The sequence below is a fragment of the Streptomyces sp. NPDC056527 genome (assembly GCF_042794475.1).
Lineage (GTDB): Bacteria > Actinomycetota > Actinomycetes > Streptomycetales > Streptomycetaceae > Streptomyces.
The window spans coordinates 1-20,464 of sequence record NZ_JBHTTQ010000002.1 but is presented as its reverse complement, the minus strand read 5'-3'; the positions used below and the strand labels follow the sequence as shown (position 1 = coordinate 20,464).

The 20,464-nt window shown below is 72.5% G+C and carries 15 protein-coding genes and 2 pseudogenes; 6 read left to right on the top strand and 11 right to left on the bottom strand.

Going from position 1 to position 20,464, the window contains the following annotated elements; translation table 11 throughout:
• Positions 1–32: 32 nt before the first annotated feature.
• Complete coding sequence (locus ACFQ7Q_RS01745; protein ID WP_383548357.1) at positions 33–206, bottom strand: hypothetical protein; 174 nt, start codon at positions 204–206, stop codon at positions 33–35.
• A gap of 305 nt (positions 207–511) precedes the next feature.
• On the opposite strand from ACFQ7Q_RS01745, the gene ACFQ7Q_RS01740 reads away from it, so the two are divergent.
• Positions 512–2,557 carry a HelD family protein gene (locus tag ACFQ7Q_RS01740; RefSeq protein WP_383548355.1) on the top strand — a complete coding sequence of 682 codons (2,046 nt, stop codon included), beginning with the start codon at positions 512–514 and terminating at the stop codon, positions 2,555–2,557.
• 113 nt (positions 2,558–2,670) lie between these two features.
• On the opposite strand, the gene ACFQ7Q_RS01735 is transcribed toward ACFQ7Q_RS01740, so the two are convergent.
• Together ACFQ7Q_RS01735 and ACFQ7Q_RS01730 are read right to left on the bottom strand one after the other, a co-directional pair.
• A complete protein-coding gene (locus tag ACFQ7Q_RS01735; RefSeq protein ID WP_383548352.1) occupies positions 2,671–4,908 on the bottom strand; it encodes an FG-GAP repeat domain-containing protein in 2,238 nt (745 codons plus the stop codon).
• Positions 4,909–5,089: 181 nt separating this feature from the next.
• Complete coding sequence (locus ACFQ7Q_RS01730) at positions 5,090–5,959, bottom strand: aminoglycoside phosphotransferase family protein (RefSeq protein WP_383548349.1); 870 nt, start codon at positions 5,957–5,959, stop codon at positions 5,090–5,092.
• 82 nt (positions 5,960–6,041) lie between these two features.
• On the opposite strand from ACFQ7Q_RS01730, the gene ACFQ7Q_RS01725 reads away from it, so the two are divergent.
• Positions 6,042–6,779, top strand: a complete 738-nt coding sequence (locus tag ACFQ7Q_RS01725) for an SDR family NAD(P)-dependent oxidoreductase (RefSeq protein WP_383548346.1) — start codon at positions 6,042–6,044, stop codon at positions 6,777–6,779.
• A 52-nt stretch (positions 6,780–6,831) separates the two neighbouring features.
• Here ACFQ7Q_RS01725 and ACFQ7Q_RS01720 read toward each other — a convergent pair.
• Positions 6,832–7,440 (bottom strand): annotated as a pseudogene (locus ACFQ7Q_RS01720) (FMN-binding negative transcriptional regulator); the annotation flags it as partial.
• 10 nt (positions 7,441–7,450) lie between these two features.
• On the bottom strand, positions 7,451–8,113 hold the full coding sequence (locus ACFQ7Q_RS01715; RefSeq protein WP_383548344.1) for a pyridoxamine 5'-phosphate oxidase family protein: 663 nt from the start codon (positions 8,111–8,113) through the stop codon (positions 7,451–7,453).
• 35 nt (positions 8,114–8,148) lie between these two features.
• On the opposite strand from ACFQ7Q_RS01715, the gene ACFQ7Q_RS01710 reads away from it, so the two are divergent.
• Entirely contained in the window at positions 8,149–9,480 is a 1,332-nt protein-coding gene (locus ACFQ7Q_RS01710) for an aminotransferase class I/II-fold pyridoxal phosphate-dependent enzyme (protein ID WP_383548342.1), read from the top strand.
• Between the two features lie 45 nt (positions 9,481–9,525).
• Here the strand turns inward: ACFQ7Q_RS01710 and ACFQ7Q_RS01705 are convergent, their stop codons facing one another.
• Positions 9,526–10,482, bottom strand: coding sequence for a DMT family transporter (locus tag ACFQ7Q_RS01705; RefSeq protein WP_383548340.1), 957 nt, complete (start codon positions 10,480–10,482; stop codon positions 9,526–9,528).
• A 74-nt stretch (positions 10,483–10,556) separates the two neighbouring features.
• Here ACFQ7Q_RS01705 and ACFQ7Q_RS01700 point away from each other — a divergent pair, with 74 nt between their 5' ends.
• Positions 10,557–11,462, top strand: coding sequence for a LysR family transcriptional regulator (locus tag ACFQ7Q_RS01700; RefSeq protein ID WP_383548337.1), 906 nt, complete (start codon positions 10,557–10,559; stop codon positions 11,460–11,462).
• A gap of 69 nt (positions 11,463–11,531) precedes the next feature.
• On the opposite strand, the gene ACFQ7Q_RS01695 is transcribed toward ACFQ7Q_RS01700, so the two are convergent.
• Positions 11,532–11,999 carry a pyridoxamine 5'-phosphate oxidase family protein gene (locus tag ACFQ7Q_RS01695; protein WP_383548335.1) on the bottom strand — a complete coding sequence of 156 codons (468 nt, stop codon included), beginning with the start codon at positions 11,997–11,999 and terminating at the stop codon, positions 11,532–11,534.
• Between the two features lie 111 nt (positions 12,000–12,110).
• On the opposite strand from ACFQ7Q_RS01695, the gene ACFQ7Q_RS01690 reads away from it, so the two are divergent.
• Positions 12,111–12,770 carry a cysteine hydrolase gene (locus tag ACFQ7Q_RS01690; RefSeq protein WP_383548332.1) on the top strand — a complete coding sequence of 220 codons (660 nt, stop codon included), beginning with the start codon at positions 12,111–12,113 and terminating at the stop codon, positions 12,768–12,770.
• On the opposite strand, the gene ACFQ7Q_RS01685 is transcribed toward ACFQ7Q_RS01690, so the two are convergent.
• Positions 12,757–13,173 (bottom strand): Rieske (2Fe-2S) protein, encoded by a 417-nt coding sequence (locus ACFQ7Q_RS01685; protein WP_383548330.1) that lies wholly within the window; start codon positions 13,171–13,173, stop codon positions 12,757–12,759. The two genes, ACFQ7Q_RS01690 and ACFQ7Q_RS01685, sit on opposite strands and share 14 nt — an antisense overlap.
• Before the next feature lie 42 nt (positions 13,174–13,215).
• The gene (locus tag ACFQ7Q_RS01680) at positions 13,216–15,675 is read right to left on the bottom strand and encodes an alpha-N-acetylglucosaminidase (RefSeq protein ID WP_383548327.1); all 2,460 of its coding nucleotides are present in this window, start codon (positions 15,673–15,675) and stop codon (positions 13,216–13,218) included.
• A 274-nt stretch (positions 15,676–15,949) separates the two neighbouring features.
• Here ACFQ7Q_RS01680 and ACFQ7Q_RS01675 point away from each other — a divergent pair.
• Positions 15,950–16,111, top strand: a pseudogene (locus tag ACFQ7Q_RS01675) (MFS transporter); the annotation flags it as partial.
• Positions 16,112–16,127: 16 nt separating this feature from the next.
• On the opposite strand, the gene ACFQ7Q_RS01670 reads toward ACFQ7Q_RS01675, so the two are convergent.
• Both ACFQ7Q_RS01670 and ACFQ7Q_RS01665 read right to left on the bottom strand, forming a co-directional pair.
• Positions 16,128–16,493: a DUF6193 family natural product biosynthesis protein gene (locus tag ACFQ7Q_RS01670; RefSeq protein ID WP_383548324.1), complete on the bottom strand. Its 366-nt coding sequence runs from the start codon at positions 16,491–16,493 to the stop codon at positions 16,128–16,130.
• Positions 16,494–16,500: 7 nt separating this feature from the next.
• Positions 16,501–20,464 (bottom strand): RHS repeat-associated core domain-containing protein (locus tag ACFQ7Q_RS01665; RefSeq protein ID WP_383548322.1); only part of this gene is annotated, 3,964 nt, incomplete at its 5' end.

Below are 20,464 nucleotides of genomic sequence, written 5' to 3'. Positions count from 1 at the left end.
AGTTGTACGCCGCGAGGGGGGTGTCCGGACGCTCAGCCCGCCCTTCCCGCGTACTGGGGACGCGGGTTGCGTACGCCCGCCTCCTCCTCGTACACGCCGAGCAGGACGACGTTCACCGCGGCGCCGCCGAAGGCGCGTATCGCGCGTGCGGCGAGGGTGAGGCGGCGGGAGTGCGGGATGCTGGGGGTGAGGGTCGCTGTGGTCATGCATCCATCATGGATTTCGGACATTCCGAACACATCGGCCCGAGGGTGGAACCTGGGTCCCCCTCCGGTCGGACCTCGTCCCCTACGGGTCCCTCCTCCGTCGGTCCTCCGGGAAATCCATTGGCCCGCGACCGCGGCCGGAAGCTACAATCTCCGACTTCCCCGCCTCCCTCCGTGGAGTGGAGCGCCCGCCCGTCTCCCGCCACCACCCTCAATCGATGCCCTTCGGGCAGTTCCCTGGTTCCGCCCGGCCGGAAACCGGCGGCCGCCCGGTCATGTCTGTACGCGCACTCGGAGGCACCGCCATGTCCGCTCAGGACGCCCCTCTCGACCAGCTGGACCCGCTCGCGCGTGAGCGCGCCCATCTCGCCGGCTCCCGCGCCGCGCTGCGCGCGATGCGCGAGGACGCCGAGGCGCTCGACATCAGGGACGTCACCGCGAACTGGGTCAACGCCGTCGTGCTGCAGGCGCAGATCGACGAGCGGATCAAGGCACTGGCGGACCTCTCCCACACCCCGCTGTTCTTCGGCCGGCTCGACTACCTGCACACCACGCAGGAGGGCCAGCGCTTCTACATCGGCCGACGGCACGTCCACGACGCCCAGGGCGACCCGATGGTGATCGACTGGCGCGCGCCGGTCTCCCAGCCGTTCTACCGGGCGTCGAAGCAGGACCCGCAGGACGTCGGGCTGCGGCGCCGGTTCGGATACACGGGCGGCGAGCTCACCGCGTACGAGGACGAGCACCTCTCCGACCCCGGCGAGCTGCAGCGGACGAGCAGGCTGCTCCAGGCGGAGATCGAGCGGCCGCGCGTGGGTCCGATGCGGGACATCGTCGCCACCATCCAGCCCGAGCAGGACGAGATCGTCCGGTCCGGGCTCTCCGGCACGGTCTGTGTGCAGGGGGGCCCGGGCACCGGCAAGACGGCCGTGGGTCTGCACCGGGTCGCGTACCTCCTCTACGCCCACCGGGAGCGGCTGGCCCGCACCGGCACGCTGGTCATCGGTCCGAACCGGTCCTTCCTGCACTACATCGAGCAGGTCCTGCCCGCGCTGGGCGAGTTGGAGGTCAAGCAGGCGACCGTCGACGACCTCGTGGCCCATGTCGAGGTGCGGGGGTCGGACGAGGCGGCGACGGCGGTCGTCAAGGGCGACGCCCGGATGGCGGAGGTGCTGCGGCGCGCGGTGCGCTCGCACGTCACGCTGCCCACCGAGCCGCTGATGGTGGTGCGCGGCTCCCGCCGCTGGCGGGTGCCCGCGTACGAACTGGAGGAGATCGTCCGCGAGTTGCTGGACCGGGACATCCGCTACGGCGCCGCGCACGAGGCTCTCCCGCAGCGCATCGCCCATCTGGTCCTGGTGCGGATGGAGCAGGCGGGCGAGGCTCCGGACGACCGCGTGCAGAACGCGGTGGCGCGCAACGCGGCGGTGAAGGCGGTCGTGAAGGCGGTCTGGCCCGCGGTCGACCCGGCGAAGCTGGTGCTGCGGCTGCTGGGCGACGCCGACTTCCTTGCGGAGCACGCGGAGGGGCTGCTGTCGGCGGACGAGCAGAAGCTGCTGCTGTGGACGAAGCCGGGGCGCTCGGTGAAGTCGGCGAAGTGGTCGGCGGCGGACGCGGTCCTGATCGACGAGGCGAAGGACCTGGTGGAGCGCACGCACTCGCTCGGCCACGTGGTCCTGGACGAGGCGCAGGACCTGTCCCCGATGCAGTACCGCGCCGTCGGCCGCCGCTGCACGACCGGCTCGGCGACGATCCTGGGCGACCTGGCGCAGGGCACGACCCCGTGGGCGACGGAGAGCTGGGCCCAGGCGCTGGGGCACCTGGGGAAGCCGGAGGCCGTGGTGGAGGAGCTGACCGCCGGCTTCCGTGTGCCGCGCGAGGTCATCGCGTACGCGTCCCGGCTGCTGCCGCACATGTCCCCCGGCCTGGCGGCCGTCGAGTCGGTGCGTGAGAACCCCGGCTCACTGACGGTCCGCCCGGCGGAGGCGACGGAGCTCGACGCGGCGGTGGTGGCGGCCTGCGTCGAGTCCCTCCGGCACGAGGGCTCGATCGGCCTGATCGCCGCCGACGCCCGGATCGCCCCGCTCGCGGAGGCACTGACCGCGGCGGGACTCGCGTACCTCTCCCCCGGCGAGGAGACGACGGCCGACTCCCGGCTGACCCTGGTCCCGGCCTCGCTGGCCAAGGGCCTGGAGTACGACTACGTGGTCCTGGACGACCCGACGGCCCTGGTGGACGGCGAACCGGACGAGCGCACGGGCCTGCGGCGTCTGTACGTGGCGCTGACGCGTGCGGTGTCGGGGCTGACGATCCTTCATTCCTCGCCGCTGCCCGACCAGTTGGCGGCCTGAGGGCCCACTGCGGGCGTGCCGTCCCCGGGCCGATCATGCCGCCGGCGTCCGTGCTCACGCTCCTCCTGGGAGCGCTCGCACCCTGGCCGGCGGCACGATCGGCCGCGCGCGTCCTAGGCGACGTGGTTGAACTTGGTTCCCTCACCCGCGTACAGGCTGGTCGACTGCTGGCTGAACGGGGCCGACCACGAGCCGGTGGCGCGGTGGACGTGCGTGCCGTTCGGGCCGTAGGCGATCAGATCGGGGCGGCCGTCGCCGGTGACGTCGCCGGCGCCGACGAGGTGCGTGTAACCGCCCCAGCCGGTCCCGATCCTGACGCGGTTGGCGAAGGTGCCGTCGCCGTTGCCGAGGTGGAGCCAGAGGACGCCGGCGCTGTCGCGGGCGACGAGGTCTCCTGCGGCACCTCCGGCGATGTTGCCGGTGGCGGTGATCTGGTTGTAGACGCCCCAGCCCGTGCCGAGACTCACCCGGGAGGCGAAGGGGGCGCTCCAACTGCCGGTGCCCTTGAAGAGCCACGGGGCGCCGGCGGTGTCGACGGCCAGGAGGTCGGGCTTCCCGTCGCCGGTGAAGTCGCTTCCCCCGGCGATCTTGTTGTAGCTCCCCCAGTCCGAACCGATCTTGTACCGGTTGGCGAAGGTGCCGTCGCCCTTGCCGAGGTGGAGCCAGAGGACGCCGGCCGTATCGCGCGCGACGACGTCTCCGACGGGCGCTCCGCCGATGTTGCCGGTGGCCTCGATCTGGTTGTAGATGCCCCAGCCGGTGCCGATCGCCGTCCGCTTGGCGGTGGCGACCTGGCTGCCCGGCCAGTCGAAGAGGTCGTCGCGCCACAGCGCACCCGAGGCGTCCCGCGCGAGGACGTCCGTCGAGCCGTTGTCGTTGAAGTCGTGCGGGTCGGCCTGGCGCGAGACCTGGAAGTTCCCCGACGTGGTCGCCGGGCTGCCGCCGTTGGCCGGCGTGGCGGTGATCTCCCAGGTGTAGGCGCCGTTCGGGGCGCTGATGCCGTCCAGGACACCGTCCCAGGCGAAGGCGAAGCGGGTGTCGGAGATCGGCTGGGGCAGGTGCTTGGTGAGCTTCGCGCCGGTGGCCGTGTGCGTGAGCGTGAGGTCCACGGTGGCGCTCGCCCGGGACAGGGTCCACTCCATCGGGACCGCGCTGCCCGGCTTCTCCAGGTCCACCGCGGTGGGGACCTTCGACTCGGTCACCTTGAGGGACAGGTCCCGGCCCGTGCTCGCCACGAGCGTGGCGCTCGGGCGGCCGTCCTCACCCTCCCAGATCCGGAACAGGCCCTCGGTGTCGGCCGTGGCGCCGCGCACGAGCAGACCGCCGTCCGGCGCCTGGGCCACGCTGGAGAAGTGCTCGAGCAGCTTGTACGGCGTGGAGTCGGCGGAAATGACGCTCCGGGCGTACAGCGGACTCGGCGTCTCGTCGGCCGCCTTGCCGGGGACCCCGTAGAGCAGCGTGTCCCGGGTGATGCCGGCGATGACGGCGCCGCTCATGGAGCTGTCCATGACGAAGTCCTTGTTCGAGCCGGTGCCCTTCGCGACAAGGTGCGTGACTCCGCCCCTGTACTCGACCCACGCCCTGTGGTCGGCGGTGTAGGCACCGGTCGAGCCCTGGTTCCAGGCGCCCATGTACCAGGCGCCCTCGCCGTCGGCGGCCGCGTCGCTGTCGAGGGCCATGCGCGCGTTCCAGAATTCGGTCCGGAACGTGGCGGGCGAGGGGAACACCCGATTGCTGCGCAGGACGAGCAGGTCGCTGCTCGTGGAGGCGACGACCTTGAAGTTCTGGCTGTAGGGGTTGGCCGAACGCATCGTCTTCCTGGTGACCCCGTCCACCTGGGTGAGCTGCCACAGCTCGTGGTAGTCGGCGGTCGTCGGGACGCTCACGAAGAGGTTCCGGCCGACCACGCCGACGAGCTTCGCCCCGGGGCCGAACTCGGACGCGAGGTCGAAGGAGGCGGACCAGGTGACGCCCGGCGTCATGTCCCGCAGGGCGACGATGCCGGCCCCGTCGCTGGTCACGACGATGTCGGAGTTGCTGCCGTGACCCACGGTGCCCGAGTCGATCGGGATCACCGATCCGTCGGCGTACTTGTGCCACTCCAGGACCGTGGTGCCGGCCTCGTCCGTCCGGGACGTGAGGTAGCCGGTGTCGCCGGTGCTGACGATCTCGGCGTCGACGGGCAGGTTCGCCGCTTCGGCGGCGGTGGCGGCGGCGGCTCCGGTCACGGCGGCGGGAGCGGGGACGGCCACCGCCCCCGGCGCGGTGAGAACACCGGCACCGACCGTCACGGCGAGAACGGTGGCGACGGAAGCGCCGAGACGGCGTCGGGTGGTGCGTGCGGAAGCCAAGGAAGTTCCTCCTGATGAACCGGCGGTACGCGCATCAGCGCGTACCGACCGATCAGACCCCCGAGGAGGGGACGAGGTTGTACGAGTTGCTCGTGTGGTTTGTGTTGCCCGTGTTGCTTGTGTCTCCTGCGGGACGCCGCCGGGGGCTGCGGGTCGTGAGGAACAGCCCCGTGCGCGAACCTCATGCGCCGGATGCGAACTCCGGGAGCGCCTCGGTCCACGAGCGGTGGGCGACGGCGGCGAGGACGGGGTTGGTGTCCCGGTAGTAGTGCTCCGTCACCAGGCCCCAGCCCAGCGCCCAGCCCCGGCCGCGCGCCCAGGTCGCGTCGTCGACGCGGGCGGCCTCGCGGTACAGCGGGCGGGTCTCCGCGGTGAGGAGCGTCCAGCCGGCCATCATGTCGCAGGCCGGGTCGCCGGTGCCGACGCCGCCGAAGTCGATGACGGCGCTCAGCCGGCCCTCCCGGGTGAGCAGGTTGCCGGGCAGCAGGTCGCCGTGGACCCAGACAGGTGCGCCGTCCCACTGCGGAAGGCGCAGGACCGACTCCCACGCCTCGGCCGCGGCGGCGCCGTCGACCGTGCCGTCGGCGCCGAGATCGCGGACGGCGCGGTCGATGTAGTCGCCCGTCCACTCGGTGACGTGGCCGCCCCGGAACGACTTCGGGCCGTCGGCGGCGTCCACGCCGCGCAGCGCGGCGCCGAACCGGCCCAACTCCACGGCGGCATGGGCGAGATCACCGATCGGCGCGTCGAAGGCGTTGGCGCCGTCCAGCCAGCCGTACACCGACCAGGGCGAGTCGAAGCCCTCTCCCGGCGCCCCCGCGCCCAACGGAACCGGCACCGGCAGCGGGAGGTGCGGGGCGAGGTGCGGCAGCCAGCGCTGCTCCTTGACCACGCTCCGGGCGTTGTCGGCGGTCTTCGGCAGCCGGACCACCATCGCGTCGCCGAGCCGGAACATGTCGTTGTCCGTACCGGCCGACGCCACCTGCGCGACGGGCAGCTCCGCCCACTGCGGGAACTGGGCGGCGATGAGTCTGCGCACGAGGTCGACCATGGCCGGGAGAGTATCCAGCGGCCTTGTCCCCGGCCATCGAATTACGGTGGGGGCGGCGCGACCGCGAGAAGGGTGGAAGACCATGTCCCGTACGACCGTCGTCACCGGCGGAAGCCGTGGGATCGGCGCGGCGACCTGTGTACGCCTGGCCACCGAGGGGCACGACCTGGTGCTCGGGTACGTTCGCGACGCCGGTGCCGCGGGGGAGACGGCGCGGGCGGTGCGGGCGGCGGGCGCGCGATGTGTCGTGGTGCGGGCCGACACCTCGGTCGAGGCGGACGTGGAGCGGCTCTTCGACACGGCCGAGGCCGAACTGGGCCCCGTGACCGGCCTGGTCAACAACGCGGGCGTGACGGGTCCTCTGGGCCGCCTCGCGGACGCCGCGACCGAGGACCTGCGGCGGGTGGTGGAGGTCAACCTCCTGGGCTACCTGCTGTGTTGCCGCCGCGCCGCCCGTGACATGGCCGCGCACGGCGGGGGCGCGATCGTGAACGTCTCCTCCGCCGCCGCGACGCTCGGCAGCCCCGGCGACTACGTCCATTACGCGGCGACGAAGGCCGCGACCGACGCGCTGACCGTGGGCCTGTCCAAGGAGCTGGGCCGGGACGGCATCCGGGTCAACGCCGTGGCCCCGGGCATCGTCGAGACCGACATGCACGCGGCCATGGGCGACCCGGACCGCCCGGCGAAGGCGGCCTCCTCGATCCCCCTGGGCCGCCCGGGCCGCCCCTCGGAGATCGCGGCGGCGGTGGCGTGGCTGCTGTCCGAGGACGCGTCGTATGCGACGGGCACGGTACTGAGGGTGGCCGGCGGGCGCTGACCGGTGGACGGAAGAGCGGCGAGGGGGTGGGGGGGCCCCCGGGGCCCCCCCCCGCTTCGGCGTCCCCTCGCCCCGCCCTCGCCGTCAGGCCCTCGACGATGCGGTCCTGGACCGGCTCCGGCTTGTGGTTCGCGTACTTGAACTTGGCCCGGACCTCCGTCACGTCGAGGCGCAGCACCCGCAGCCCCGACAGGAGCCGGCCGAAGGGGGCCTCGCCCGCGGCGACCGGGGCAGTGCCGCCCCCGGGCTGGAAGTGGGCGACCTGGCGGTTCAGCAACTCCGCCTTCTCCGCCGGGTCGTCGACCACGTGCGCCGTGCAGCGCAGCTGGACCGCGGCGTAGAAGGACGTGGGGGTGCCGTGCTCGGCCGGGGCGCCCTCCGGGGCCGCCCATGGGCCGGGCACGAAGGCGTAGTCGTCGACCACGCTGAGCAGGACCGTGGGGTTCTGCTCCAGAGCGCGCCAGAGCGGGTTGGGGCGGGCGAGGTGGGCCAGGACCTGCCCGTGGGGCCCCGGCTCGGAGTCGTAGCGGAAGTGCATCGGCTGCACCCACGGCGGCTCGCCGGGCAGTCCGTTGACGGCGAGCTGGCCGAAGTCGTGCAGGGCCAGCCAGTCGCGCCACTCTCCGTCCTCGTGGGCGGCGTCCCAGGGGTGGATCAGCATGGCGCGGCCCTCAGAGGGCGGAGAGGTAGGCGGGCAGAGCGACGGCCGGGTCGTGGTCGTCGGCCGGGATCGGCGTGCCGTACGCCTTCCGTACCGGGATCACACCGCTCCAGTGCGGGAGGTTCGCGTCCTCCGGCTCGTCGTTGGGGCCGCCGGTGCGGACCTTGGCGGACACCTCGTCGAGGTCGAGGCGCAGGACGGCGGTGGCCGCGAGCTCCTTGGTGTTGGCGGGGCGGGAGTCGTGGGAGCGGCCGGGCACGACGTGGTCGACCAGGGCGTCGAGGGCGGTGCGCAGTTCCTCGGGGTCGGTGACCTGGTGGGCGGTGCCGTGGACGACGACCGAACGGTAGTTGATCGAGTGGTGGAAGGCGGACCGGGCCAGGACCAGGCCGTCGACGTGGGTCACCGTCAGGCAGACGGGCAGGCCGGGGGCTTCGCCGCCGGTGCCCGCCATGCGGAGCGGGCGTGAGCCGGTGGAGCCGTGGACGTAGAGGCGGTCGCCGATCCGGCCGTAGAGCGTCGGCAGTACGACGGGGGCGCCGTCGCGGACGAAGCCGAGGTGGCAGACGTACGCCTCGTCGAGTATCGAGTGCACCGCCGCACGGTCGTACGAGGCGCGGTCGCGGGAGCGGGTGGGGATGGTCCGCTCGGTCGGCTCGTAGGAATCCGTCATTGCGCTCTCCATTGCACTAGTGCATAATCTGTTTTGTGCTAGGAGAGTATCGGATCGAAGGCCGCCGCGCATCGGAGATCGCCGCCAGCGTCGAGCGCGGGGTGGCGGACGGGGTGCTGGAGCCTGGGCAACTGCTCCCGCCGATGCGGGAGTTGGCGACCACGCTCGGTGTGAACCCGAACACGGTCGCGGCCGCGTACCGGACCCTGCGGGAGCGCGGGGTCATCGAGACGGACGGGCGGCGGGGCAGTCGGGTGCGGCCCAGGCCCGCGACGACGGCCCGTGGGTCGATCCGGGTGGAGGCCCCGGCAGGCGTGCGGGACGTCAGCAGGGGCAATCCGGACCCGGCGCTGCTGCCCTCGCTGAGCGAGGCGCTCGCCGAGGCGGCGCGGCGCGAGGCGGAGCGGCCCGGTATGTACGCGGAAGCCCCCGTCGACGAGGGGTTCGCCCGGCTCGCCCGGGCCGCGCTGGACGCCGACGGCGTTCCCGACGGGCCCGTCGCGGTCGCCTCCGGGTCGCTCGACGCCATCGAACGGGTGCTGGCCGTCCACCTCAGGCCGGGGGACGCCGTCGCCGTCGAGGATCCGGGCTGGGGGAGCCTGCTCGACCTGGTGCCGGCGCTCGGCCTGCGGGCGGTCCCGATCGCGGTCGACGACGAGGGACCGTCGCCGGAGGCGGTGGCGGGTGCGCTGCGGGAGGGCGTACGCGCGGTGATCGTCACCGACCGCGCGCAGAACCCGACCGGTGCGGCCGTCGGCGCGACCCGCGCGGCCGCCTTGCGCAGGCTTCTCGCCGGCCATCCGGACGTGCTGCTCATCGAGGACGACCACGGCCACGCCATCGTCGATCTGCCGTTGCACCCCCTGGCGGGGGTGACCCGCCACTGGGCCTTCGTGCGCTCGGTGGCCAAGGCGTACGGCCCGGATCTGCGGATCGCCGCGTTCACCGGCGACGCGGAGACCGTCGACCGGGTCCTCGGGCGCCAGCGGCTCGGCCCGGGTTGGGTCAGCAGACTGCTCCAGCGCACCGTGGCGCACCTGTGGGCGACGGGCGCCGTGGACGCGGCGACGGTCGCGGGCTCCTACGCGGAGCGGCGCGACGGGCTCGTGCGCGCGCTGCGGCGGCGGGGCGTCGAGGCGCACGGGCGGAGCGGGATGAACGTATGGGTGCCGGTCTCGGACGAGACGGGCGCGGTGACCCGACTGCTCGGCGCGGGCTGGGCGTCGGCCCCGGGCGCCCGCTTCCGCCTGGCGACGGGCCCGGCCGTCCGGCTGACCGTCTCCGATCTGACCCCCGCCGACATCGAGTCCCTGGCCGACGCGGTCGCGGGGGCCGCGGGGCCGGCCCCGGCGCGGAGCTACGGCTGACGGGGGACGGCCCGGACCCCGCCGGTCCGGGCCATGTGCGGTGCCCTACGGGCGGCGGCCCGCCGTGGCCGCCGGCTCGGGAACGGTCGGCTTGGACGGGGTGGCGGCCGCGCGGATGGAGCTGCGGCCGGAACGGGAGCGGGTCTGGGTGAGGGCCGCGCCTGCCAGGACGATGACGGCGCCCACCGGGGTGTTCCAGCTCAGCTGCTCGTCGAGGAGGGCGACGCCCGCCGCCGTGGCGATGACCGGGATGAAGTACGTGACCATCGCCGCCGTGGTCGGGCCGACCTCGGAGACCACGCCGTACTGGAGCAGCATCGCGTACCCCGTGCCCAGCGCCCCCAGGGCGATCACCGCGAGCAGCGGAACGATCTCGATCGACGACGGAAGCGAGGTGAACAGGGGCGTCACCACCGCCAGCTGCAGCGTCGCCAGGCCCACCTGGGACCCGGCGAGGGAGAGGTTCGACGCTCCCGTGCCCGTCAGCGTGCGGCGGACGTAGATCCAGCCCACCGCGTAGCTGAACGAGGCGAGCAGCGCCAGCATCGTGCCCGTGACGTCCAGCCCCGAGAAGCCCTGCCAGGCGCCGAGCACCGTCAGCACGCCGATGAAGCCGATGCCCAGACCCGCCGCCCGTACTCGCGTCGGGCGGTCCTCCGAGAGCGCCACGAGGGACAGGAGCATGCCCCACAGCGGCGTCGTGGCGTTGCAGATGCCCGCCAGCGTCGAGGGGATCGTCAGCTCCGCGTACGAGAACAGCGAGAAAGGCAGGGCGTTCAGCAGGAACGCGGCGACCGTCAGGTGCAGCCACGTCCGGCGGCCGCGCGGCAACCGTTCGCGCTTGAGCAGCATGGCGACGGCCAGCACGGCCGTACCGAACAGGAGACGGCCGAAGGTCACCTGGAACGGTGCGAACCCTTCCGTACCGACCTTGATGAAGAGGAAGCTGAAGCCCCAGATCAGGGCCAGCACACCGAAGCGAATCCGCCAATCGACCGTCATGGGATCCAGAGTGACGGCTGGCATCTCTTAGAACAAGCGAGATTAGTTGAATCCGTTCGCTTAGTATTGCTTACATGTTGAACCTGGAGCGCTTGCGGACCCTGGACGCCGTCGCACGGCACGGCTCCGTCAGCGGAGCCGCCGACGGACTGCACGTCACCACCTCGGCCGTCTCGCAGCAGCTGTCCAAGCTGGAGCGGGAGATCGGCCAGCAGCTGCTCGCCAAGAACGGCCGGGGCGTGCGGCTCACCGACGCCGGACTGCTCCTCGCCGAGCATGCCGCGCGCATCCTCTCCCAGGTCGAGATCGCGCAGGCCGACATCGAGGCGCAGCGCGGACAGGTCGTGGGCGAGGTCCGGATCGCGGCCTTCCCCACGGTCGCGCGCGGGCTGCTGCCCGGCGCCCTCGTCGCGCTGCGCACCGCCCACCCCGAGCTGCGGGTGCGGACCGCGGAGCTGGAGCCGGAGCAGAGCATCCGCGAGGTGCTGCGGGGCGATGCCGACCTCGCCATCGTCCTCGACTGGAGCAACAAGCGGGCGCCCGTGCCCGGCGGCCTGGAGCGGGCTCATCTCCTCGACGACGCCGCGGACGTCGCCATGCCGGCCCACCACCCGCTCGCCGCGCGGGACGAGGTGGACCTCGTGGACTTCGGTGACGAGGAGTGGGTCTCCTGGCCGGAGGGCGAGTTCTGTCACGACTGGCTGATGTTCACCCTGCGCTCGCAGGGCATGGAGCCGCGCATCGCCCACTTCGCGGCGGAGCACCACACCCAGCTCGCGCTGGTCGCCGCGGGGTTCGGCGTCTGTGTCACGCCACGGCTCGGGCGGGGCCCGACTCCGGAGGGGGTCGCGTTCGTCCCCGTACGGCAGAAGATGCGCCGGCACATCTACGCGACCTGGCGCACCGACGCCGACCGGCGGCCCTCGATCCGGGCGGCCGTCGAGGCGCTCCGGAGCGCGGGGGAGCCCCTGAGCAGCTGACGGACGCGCCGAGCCGGGGCGAGACGCGCCGAGACGGGGTGAGCGGGCCGAGCGCGGGAAGGCGCCCCCTCAGAGTGTCGCCAGTTTCCGGAAGTCCCACGAGGCCACCGCGTCCGGCGTCAGCTTCAGCCAGGCGTGGCGGCCGTCGTGCGGCATCGCGTCCAGACCGAAGTTCTTGGCGGCGAAGAGCCGTTCGGGAACGTCGAGTTCGGGGCACGCTTCGCCCGTGCGCGGGGCTTCGCCGACGAAGACCACCGTGCCCGACAGCTCGGCGCCCCGCAGCTCTCCGTACTCCTCCCCGTCGTCCACCACCACCGCGATCCGGGGGTCCGCGCGCAGCTCGGCCCAGCGGCGGCTCCGGGTGATCGAGTAGAGCCAGAGCGAGGTCCCGTCCCAGACGAACCAGAGCGCGCCGACATGTGGGCGGCCGTCGGCCGAGACGGTCGCCACCCGGCAGGTGCGCTGCTCGGTCAGGAAGGTGTCCAGCTCGGCCGGGGTCATCATGATCCGGCGTCCCCGGCGCTGTGCGACGGTCATCTTCCGCCCCCTTCTACGATTCTGATGAAGTGTCAGAAATCATGGAGGCTCTTCCTTCCTGGGGCAAGGGTGGCTAACCTCGCCCGCCCGGAGAGCGACACAGGGGGGACCATGACCGGCACACATCAGTGGGTACAGCTCCAGGAGCAGCTCGACCCGGCAACCACGGTGCTGCTCACCGTCGAGTGCCAGGAGGGCGTCGTGGGGCGCAGCAGCGCGCTGCCCGAACTCGCCACCGCCGCACGCGCGTCGGGCGCGCTCCAGAACGTCGCCCGACTGGTCGCCGCGGCCCACGAGGCCGATGTGCAGGTGCTGCACGCGGTCGCCGAGCGCCGGCCGGACGGCCGCGGCGCCAACAGCAACGCCCGGCTCTTCCGCGCCGCCGCCCGGCTCCCCGTACAGCAGCACAGCGGCAGCACGGCGGTTCGGATCGCCGATCCGATCGAGGTCACCGACCAGGACCTGGTCGTACGACGGCTGCACGGCCTCTCGCCCCTCGCCGGGACCGACGTCGACCCGCTGCTGCGCAACCTCGGCTGCCGCACACTCGTCGTCACCGGCGTCTCCGCCAACGTGGCCATCCCCAACGCCGTCTTCGACGCGGTCAACCTCGGCTACACCGTGGTCGTACCCGGTGACGCCATCGCGGGGGTGCCGGCCGACTACACCCCCGCGATGATCCGTCACACGCTCGCGCTCGTCTCCACCATCGCCACCACCGAGGAGGTGCTGGGCTGCTGGAAGAGCCCCCGGCGCGTCACGCGAGCGTGATCGAGTCCCCGTCGACCTTGATCGGGGTCGGCGGCAGCGGGGACGTGGCGGGACCGCCCTTCACGCTGCCGTCCGAGGCGTCGAACAGACTCTGGTGGCACGGGCAGGTGATGACCCCGTCGGCGACCTTGCTGACGGCGCAGCCCTGATGGGTGCACTTGGACGAGAACGCCTTGAACTCACCGGCCTTCGGCTGGGTGATCACCACCCCCTGACCCTCCAGCACCTTGCCTCCGCCCACCGGGATGTCCGCGGTCTTCGCCAACGGCGCGCCCGCCTCCTTCGCGGCGTCGCCCGCGCCGCCGCCGCCCGAGTCGGCGTCCGCGCCGCATGCGGTGAGGACGGCCACCAGGCCCGCGCCGCCCGCTGCCGAGACCACGGTCCGGCGTGCCACTCCACTCATGTGCTCCCCTTGCCTTTCGATCACATCGAGGCGATCACCCTGTCAGGAGTCAGTACGAGCGGGCGCCCCGAAACGTTCAGCGTAGGACGGCATTGCCAGAGCGGCCCGTACCTCGCCCGCCAGAACGAAGGGGTCACCGGCCGGAGCCGTCGGGTAGGCCCGGTGTCCGCGGGCCCACGCGTCGTCGCTCGCGAACCAGTCGATCGCGACCGGATCCGTGCCGTTCACCAGCGCGGTGTCGAGGCTCGCGAAGTACGCAGCCCAGCGCGGCGCGTAGACGTCCTGGACCAGCCCCGCCCACTCTCGGTTGGCGTAGTCGCGCAGGCCGCCCGTCTCACTCGGCACCCGGTCGCCCCACGTGGTCAGGATCGAGCGGGCGTCGTACTCCAGCAGGTCCCGCTCGGCGGGATCGGCGCCCCAGGAACGGGCGTCGGCGAGCCACGGACCGAGCAGGAAGCGACGATCGGAGCCGACCAGGCGCCCGAGCAGCTCCTCGTCGGCGTTCCACTCGCGCACCAGAGCCCGGAAACCCTCCAGATCCTCGGCTTCGTACGCCGACCTGATGCGCGGCAGGAGCACCCGGCTGCGGTTGGTGAGCGCCTGCCGCGCCACGTCCACGAGGTCGAAGCGGTACGCGTCGTTGGTCCGCAGCTCGGGTGCCACCTGCAGCAGCTCCGCGAGCGCCCGCTCCACCGTGGCGGCGCCGTACCGCATGGCGCTCGGGCTCCATCGCGCCGCCTTCGTCGTCGTCAGACTCGGCCGCGCGGCGAAGAGGCTGTCCTGCGGCTCGCTCCACGTACCGGTACGCGCGCTGTACGGGCCGAGGCGCAGTTGCTCCCACGCGGCGGCCGCATGCGGGTCGGCACCGCCGTAGCGGCGGGCCGCGTACGCGGCGAACCATGCCTGCTGGTCGATCGGCTCGGGCTGCCAGGCCAGCTCGGTGAAGAGGTCGAAGGCGGCGGGGTTCCCGCCCGTGCCCTCCGGGAGGTAGGCGATGCCGCGCAGCGCGCTGTTCGGCTTGGCCAGCCACGCGTGGAAACGGCTCACCCACGCGCCGGTGTTGGCACCGAGACTGGTGTGACCGCCGAAGTTGGGGATCGAACCGAAGGCGTACGGCGTACCACCCCACTGCGTCTCGCGGTCGAGGCCGTCGTAGCGGTCGGAGAGGCCGTCGACGATCAGCACCCGGCCGCGGTCCACACCGCTCAGGAGGGTCGCGGTCGGGTTCGCCTGCCAGCCGAGCATGACCCAGGTGGCGCCGGGATGCGCCGCCTCCAGGGCCCGTTGGACGGCGCCGGCCGCGCTCGGGACGTCGACGGGGCCCGGCGTGCCGCCCTCGTGCAGCAGATCCATCTTGAACATGTCGCTGTCGCCGAACTGCCGCTCCTGGGCGCGGTAGTAGGCGGCGGCCAGCCGGTCGAATACCGGTCCGGTCGGATCCAGCCAGTCGGGGCGGTCGAACCCCACCCACCTGCCCTGCGGGACGGTCACCGCGCCCGGGTTCCGGGCGGCGAAGTCCGGAGGCACCGTGCCGAAGAAGCCCGGCAGCACCGGCGTCATCCCCAGCGAGCGCAGATGGCCCGCGATCCGGCGCCCCAGCGCGGCCCGGGCCTCGATCAACTGCGTGGAGACCGGACCCGCGAAGCCCGACACGTTCTGCAGCAGCCACCAGGCCTGATGGGCCGGGCCCGGGATCCACTCGCGCAACTCCGCCGCGCTGTAGCCGAACTGCTGGAGCGCCCGGTAGTAGGGGTACTCGGCCCCGGTCGGGACGAAGACCTCGTTCACGCCGTGCAGGGCCATCAGGTCGATCTGGTGCCGGTACGAGGCGAAGTCGCGGTAGGCGCCGGAGTAGCCCTCGTCGGTGTCGTTCAGGGCGTAGCGGTGGGGCACGGTCGCCGAGCGGGTGACGGTGCCGGTGACCGCGGGGAGCGTGGCGGGGAGCCGGCCGAGGCTGTCTCCGGGCCACCCGATGTCGACCCCGGCGATGCGCTCCAGGTACCAGCCGACTCCCCTGAGCAGCGTGGCCGGCGAGGTGCCCTGCACCCGGACGGCTCCGGGCGTCCCGGAGACCGAGAAGAAGTCCCCCGAGGCCGGCCGCTCGACCGCCAGCAGGGTGAACTGCGCGGCCCGGGAGCCCAGCAGGCGCTCAAGGCCGGCCCGGGCGGGGGCGGGGTCGAAGGCGGGGGCGCCGACGGGGGCGTTCGTGCGGGTGCCGGTGGAGGTGCTCGTGCGGGTGTCGGCCGAGGCGTTCGCTGGGATGCCGGCGGGGGTGTTCGTGCGGGGGCCGGCGAGGGCGTTCGCGGGGGTGTCGGCCAGGGCGTTCGTGCGGGTGTCGGCGAGCGGGCTCGTGGGTGCCGGCGGCGCCGCGGCCGAGGAGCCGGTGGAGAGGTGATCGGCGGCCATGGACGGGGTCGGGGCCGGCACCGACAGCGCGCCGGTCGCCGTCAGGGCGAGTGCGGCCAGCGTCCGGCGCCATCGAAGGACCAGGTCAGTGCCCATCTGGCTCCCTGCTCGGAGTGATCGTCGAATGGTGCGATCACTCTCCGCCGACCGGTGTCGCCGCGGCCGCAGGCGGAGCCGAGGACCGGGCGGCGCTCATCCTTGAGGGTGTACGGGAAGGCCGGCCGGTTCGCACATCGCCGGATGCGGCACCCGCTACATTCCCCCGCGTGACCGTCGACGATCCGCCCGCCCTGCACAGCAGCCAGGAGGACCGCACATGAGCACCGCCTCCCGCGCCACCGGCCCGGCCGCCCCCGCGCCGAAGAGGTCCATGTGGCCCCTGTACGCGGCCGGGTTCACCACCGCGTTCGGTGCCCACGGCATCGCCGCCAACCTCGGCGGCTTCTCCGACGACGCCGTGACCTCGCTGCTCGTTCTCGGAGGCCTGCTGGCCAGTCCCGGCCGCGGAATGACCGCCGGGCGCACGGGGGCGTCGCGACCGCCGTCGGTCAGAGGTCCTTGGCCGTTCCGAGAACGGCGGGACCGCTGTCCTCGGGCAGGGTCCGGACGACGAGGTCGAAGGCCACGTCGAGCGAGTCGGTGTCGCCGATGCTCTTCCCCTCGGGGTTCCGGACCCAGTACTGCCCGGGAGCGGAGGTGTACACCTGGCCCCCGACGCGGGCGGCGGGCAGGCCGGTGCAGCGGCTGAAGTACATGACACCGTGGCTGACCCTCGGGAAGAGCTCCCGCAGCCGAGGTCGGGCGTACGCGGCACGCGCCATGGCCGGGTCGACCAGGTCCTGGGTCTCCTCGGTGTAGAAGCGCCACTCCGCGGCCACGAGGTCGGCCGCTGCGGAGGATTCGTCGGAGGTCATGGGATGGCTACCTCAGGTGTTTCGGCAATTTGGACAGGTCGGGCTTGATCTCGGGGATGTCCGGCTTGGGAACGTCGATCCTCTTGAACGAATCCTCCCCGTCACGGGTGTACCAGTGGATCTCTTCCCAGGGGCGTCCGGGGCGTTCTTCGTCGGGATCGCCCCAGGCGGCGGCGCCGTCGTGGCTCTTCACGGCGGCCGCGACAAGGCTCATCTCCCAGGCCGTGCCTCCTACTCCGGCGGGAGGGTAGTTGTCGCGGTGCCCCATGTCGAAGTCGGCGCCGAACGCGGCCGCCTTCTGGAAGGCCTCGACGATGCTTTCGGGAGTGTCCCAGTTCCTCTCTTCGCCGTTCCTGTTCGGCATGCCGTCCAGGGTGATCGACAAGGTGGTGTTGCGGTCGCTGACCGAGGAAGCCACGTTCGTCATCCACGTCGGCGGTGTCCCGTACTTGTAGTCCTCACCGTTGTAGGTGTGGGCACCCGGGTCCTGAGGGCGGTCCGGGTCATGCCTGGGGTCGTCGGGATCGTTGCGCAGGTAGCGCGCCAACGCGTTGGACGGTGTCGCCGGCCTCTGGTTCGGGCCCAGAACCACGCTGTGGCGGTGTTCGCCGCGGCGACGGTGCGGGCACCCCGTCTCGTAGTTGTCGACCGCGAGCCCCAGCGGGTCGATCCACCGCGTCGGGTTCTCCACGTACGTCACCGAGTTCGGTGCCGGGATCAGGCCCAAGGGGTCCGGGGAGACGTAGCGGCCCGAGGCGGGGTCGTAGTGGCGGTGGCGGTTGTAGTGGAGCTGGGACTCGGGGTCGAAGTACTGGCCGGGGAAGCGCAGCGGTGTGTACGCGGTGGCGTCGCGGTTCCAGGTGGTGGTGCCCCAGAGCGTGGCGCGGGTGCGCCAGGCGATGTCGCCGGACTCGTCGACGAGTTCGCGCGGGGTGCCGACCAGGTCCGTGACGATCGCGAAGAAGCGGCGGTCCACCTCCGCGCTGTCCAGGAACCGGCGCTCGACCTGGGCGATCGGCTTGGGGCCGTCGTGGTCCCAGGTGAGTGCGACGCTCTCCGGCGTGCCCGGGGTGCGGGTCGTCTGCTCGCAGAGGGCGTCGCCTTCCCAGGTGAAGAGGGTCTCCTCGACGACCGTGACCCCGTCGTCCGCGAGGCGCCGTTTGGCGACCCGGCGGCCCAGCGCGTCGTACAGGTACCGCCAGCGGGTGCCGTCCGGGGTGGTGACCGCGATCAGCCGGTCCTCGGCGTCCCAGTCGTAGCGCCAGGTGTCCGGCTTGCGGGAGAGCCGGGCCTTCTGGCGCAGCACCACGCGGCCCTGTGCGTCGTGCTCGTAGCGGATCGCGCCGGCCCGGCCGATGCGGGTGCCCGCGTACTCCCGGGAGCCTTCCGCCGTCCCGGCGCCGGGCCAGGAGGCATGGGTCTGGTTGCCGGCCTCGTCGTAGGCGTACCGCTCGGTCCAGTTCTCGGCCGTGACGCCGGTGACCCGTCCCTCTCCGGTCAGTTCGAGCTGCCGGCGGCCGGCCAGCCGGTCGTCGACGGAGGTGAGGTGTCCGTCCGGGCGATAGGCGTACGTGCGCTGCTGGACGGTCCGGGCTCCGGCGCCCCGGATGTGCTGGCCGGTGAGTCGGCCCACGGCGTCGTAGACGTGGTCCATGGTGAGGGTCGTGCCGACGCGCCGGGTGATCTCCCGGCCGGTCTCGTCGAACTCGAAGTCGACCTCGTACCCCGAGGTGTCCAGACGGGCGTGGGCGTCCGCCGGGTACGACCAGGAGCTGACCGCTCCGGAGGGCGTGATGCGGCGGACGCGGCGGCCGGCTTCGTCGTACGTGTGAGTGAGGCTCCGGCCGTCGACCGTCTCCTGGAGCACCCGGCCCGAGATGTCGCGGAGGTAGGTCAGCTCCGTGTCGGGGCCATGGGCACCGGCCAGGTGGCCGTGGGCGTCGTAGGCGAAGCGGGTGATCGCACCGTCGGCGTCCTTCAGGACCAGCCGTCCGTCGGCGTCCCGCTCGTAACGGACCGTCTGCCCCACCCCGTTGGTCCGTGACGCGAGCCGCCCGAGGACGTCGTGGGTGTAGCTGAGCGAGCGTCCGTCGAAGTCGGTCTCGGCGGTCAGCAGGCCGGCCCGGTCGTAGGTGTAGGACCAGGTGAGCCCCTGCGGGTTCGTGACGCGCGTGATGCGCAGTTCGGTGTCGTGCGCGAATTCGTGGCGCGCCCCGTCCGGTGTCGTCCGAGCGGTGACCAGGTCGAAGTGGGTGTACTCGAAGCGGGTCTCGCCGCCCATGGCGTCGGTGTGCAGGACGCAGTTGCCCTCGCCGTCGTACGCCCAGGACTGGGTTGCCCCGTCGGGGTCGGTCCGGCGGGCGAGCAGGCCCTCGACGGTCCACTCGAGTTCGGTGCTGTGGCCCCGTGGATCGGTGATCCGCACGGGCCGGCCGAAGGCGTCACGGACGTATCGGGTGACCCCGCCGTGCTGGCCGCGTACCGCGAGCGGGAGGCCCGCCGGGTCGTTCTCCACCCGGTCGACGGCGCCCAGCGAGTCGTCCACGCCGGTGAGTCGGCCCCGTGTGTCGTAGGTGAGCCGGGTCGTGCTCCCGTTGGGGCGGGTGAAGAGGACGGGGTTTCCGTCCTCGTCGTACTCCTGCCTGGACACCGAGCCGTCCGGACCGGTGACGACCGTGATCTGGTTCAACTCGTTGTACTCGACACCGGCCGAGGTGCCGTCCGGGTGCGCGATGTCCGTGAGGTTGCCGCGCTCGTCGTAGGTGTACGTGGTGGTCCGCCCGGCCGGATCGGTGCGGGTCAGCAGCCGGTCGTAGCGGTCCCACGTCTGACGGACCGTGTTGCCCAGCGGGTCCGTCACGGACAGGACCTGGAGGTGGCTGTTGAGGACGTACACCTTGGACGCGCCGGTGGAGTCCGTGAAGCGGGTCATCCGGTCGCCGGTGGCGGGATGGACGTCGTAGGAGAACGTCGACGACAGATAGCCGTCCGGGCCGATCGTGCGGGCGACGCGGCCGTCGGCGTCGTACACGTAACGGAACGTGGAGCCCTTCCGGTCGGTCCACGAGGTGATGCGGCCGTCCGGGTCGTAGGTGAAGCGCAGCGGCAGGTCGGAGGAGTTGACGACGTCGGTGAGTCGCCCGTGCTCGTCGTAGCCGTACCGCATCACCCTCACCGGACCCTCGGGAGCACGCAGGGTCAGCTCGCGCAGCCTTCCGTCCTCGGCGGCGATCGTCGCCAGGTAGCCGCCGGAGTGGGACACCGCCGTGGGGGTGCCGTCGCCGTGGCGGGAGACGGTGATCCGGTTCCGGGTACGGTCCTCGATCGCGGTGAGCCAGTACGCGGAGGACTCGCGGTACGGGCTGCCGGTGAAGGTACGGGTCGTACCGGTGCGCGGGTCGGTGACGAGGTAGGTGATCACCCCGTTCTCCTCGCCGCCGTGGCGGAGGGCGAACCGGGGACCCTCCACGGCCAGGACCGGATCCACGGCGCCGGGGCCGGGAAGCGTCGGGAACCAGAGGATCGATCCGTCCTCGCGGGCCCAGAAGACGCCCTGGCCCGAAGGGTCGAGCTCCATCCTCTCGTCGAGGGTGGAGGCCCAACTGGGCCCGAACCAATGACCGTAGCGGTACGTCGAGAGGTGGGTCCGGCGAAGGACCAGGGGCAGGACACCCGCGAGGGACAGGTCGACCTGCTCCAGCGTCATCTCGCCGGAGGCGATGTCGACGGGGTCGCCTTCGCAGGTACGGTCGCCCATCTCGACGCCCTTGCCGCGCGCGTCGGACTTGGTGTCCTTCAGGGAGTCCGGTTTGCCGTGTCCGTCGGTGCGCGGACCCTTGCTGTTCGGCCCGCCCTTGCCGTCCTTGCCGCCGGTGCCGTCGTCCTGTTTGCGTTCGCGGGCGAGGCGGTCGCGGATGTCGTCGTCGTTGTTCTTGTGGTCCTTGGATATCTGCCGGACGGCCCTGGGCAGG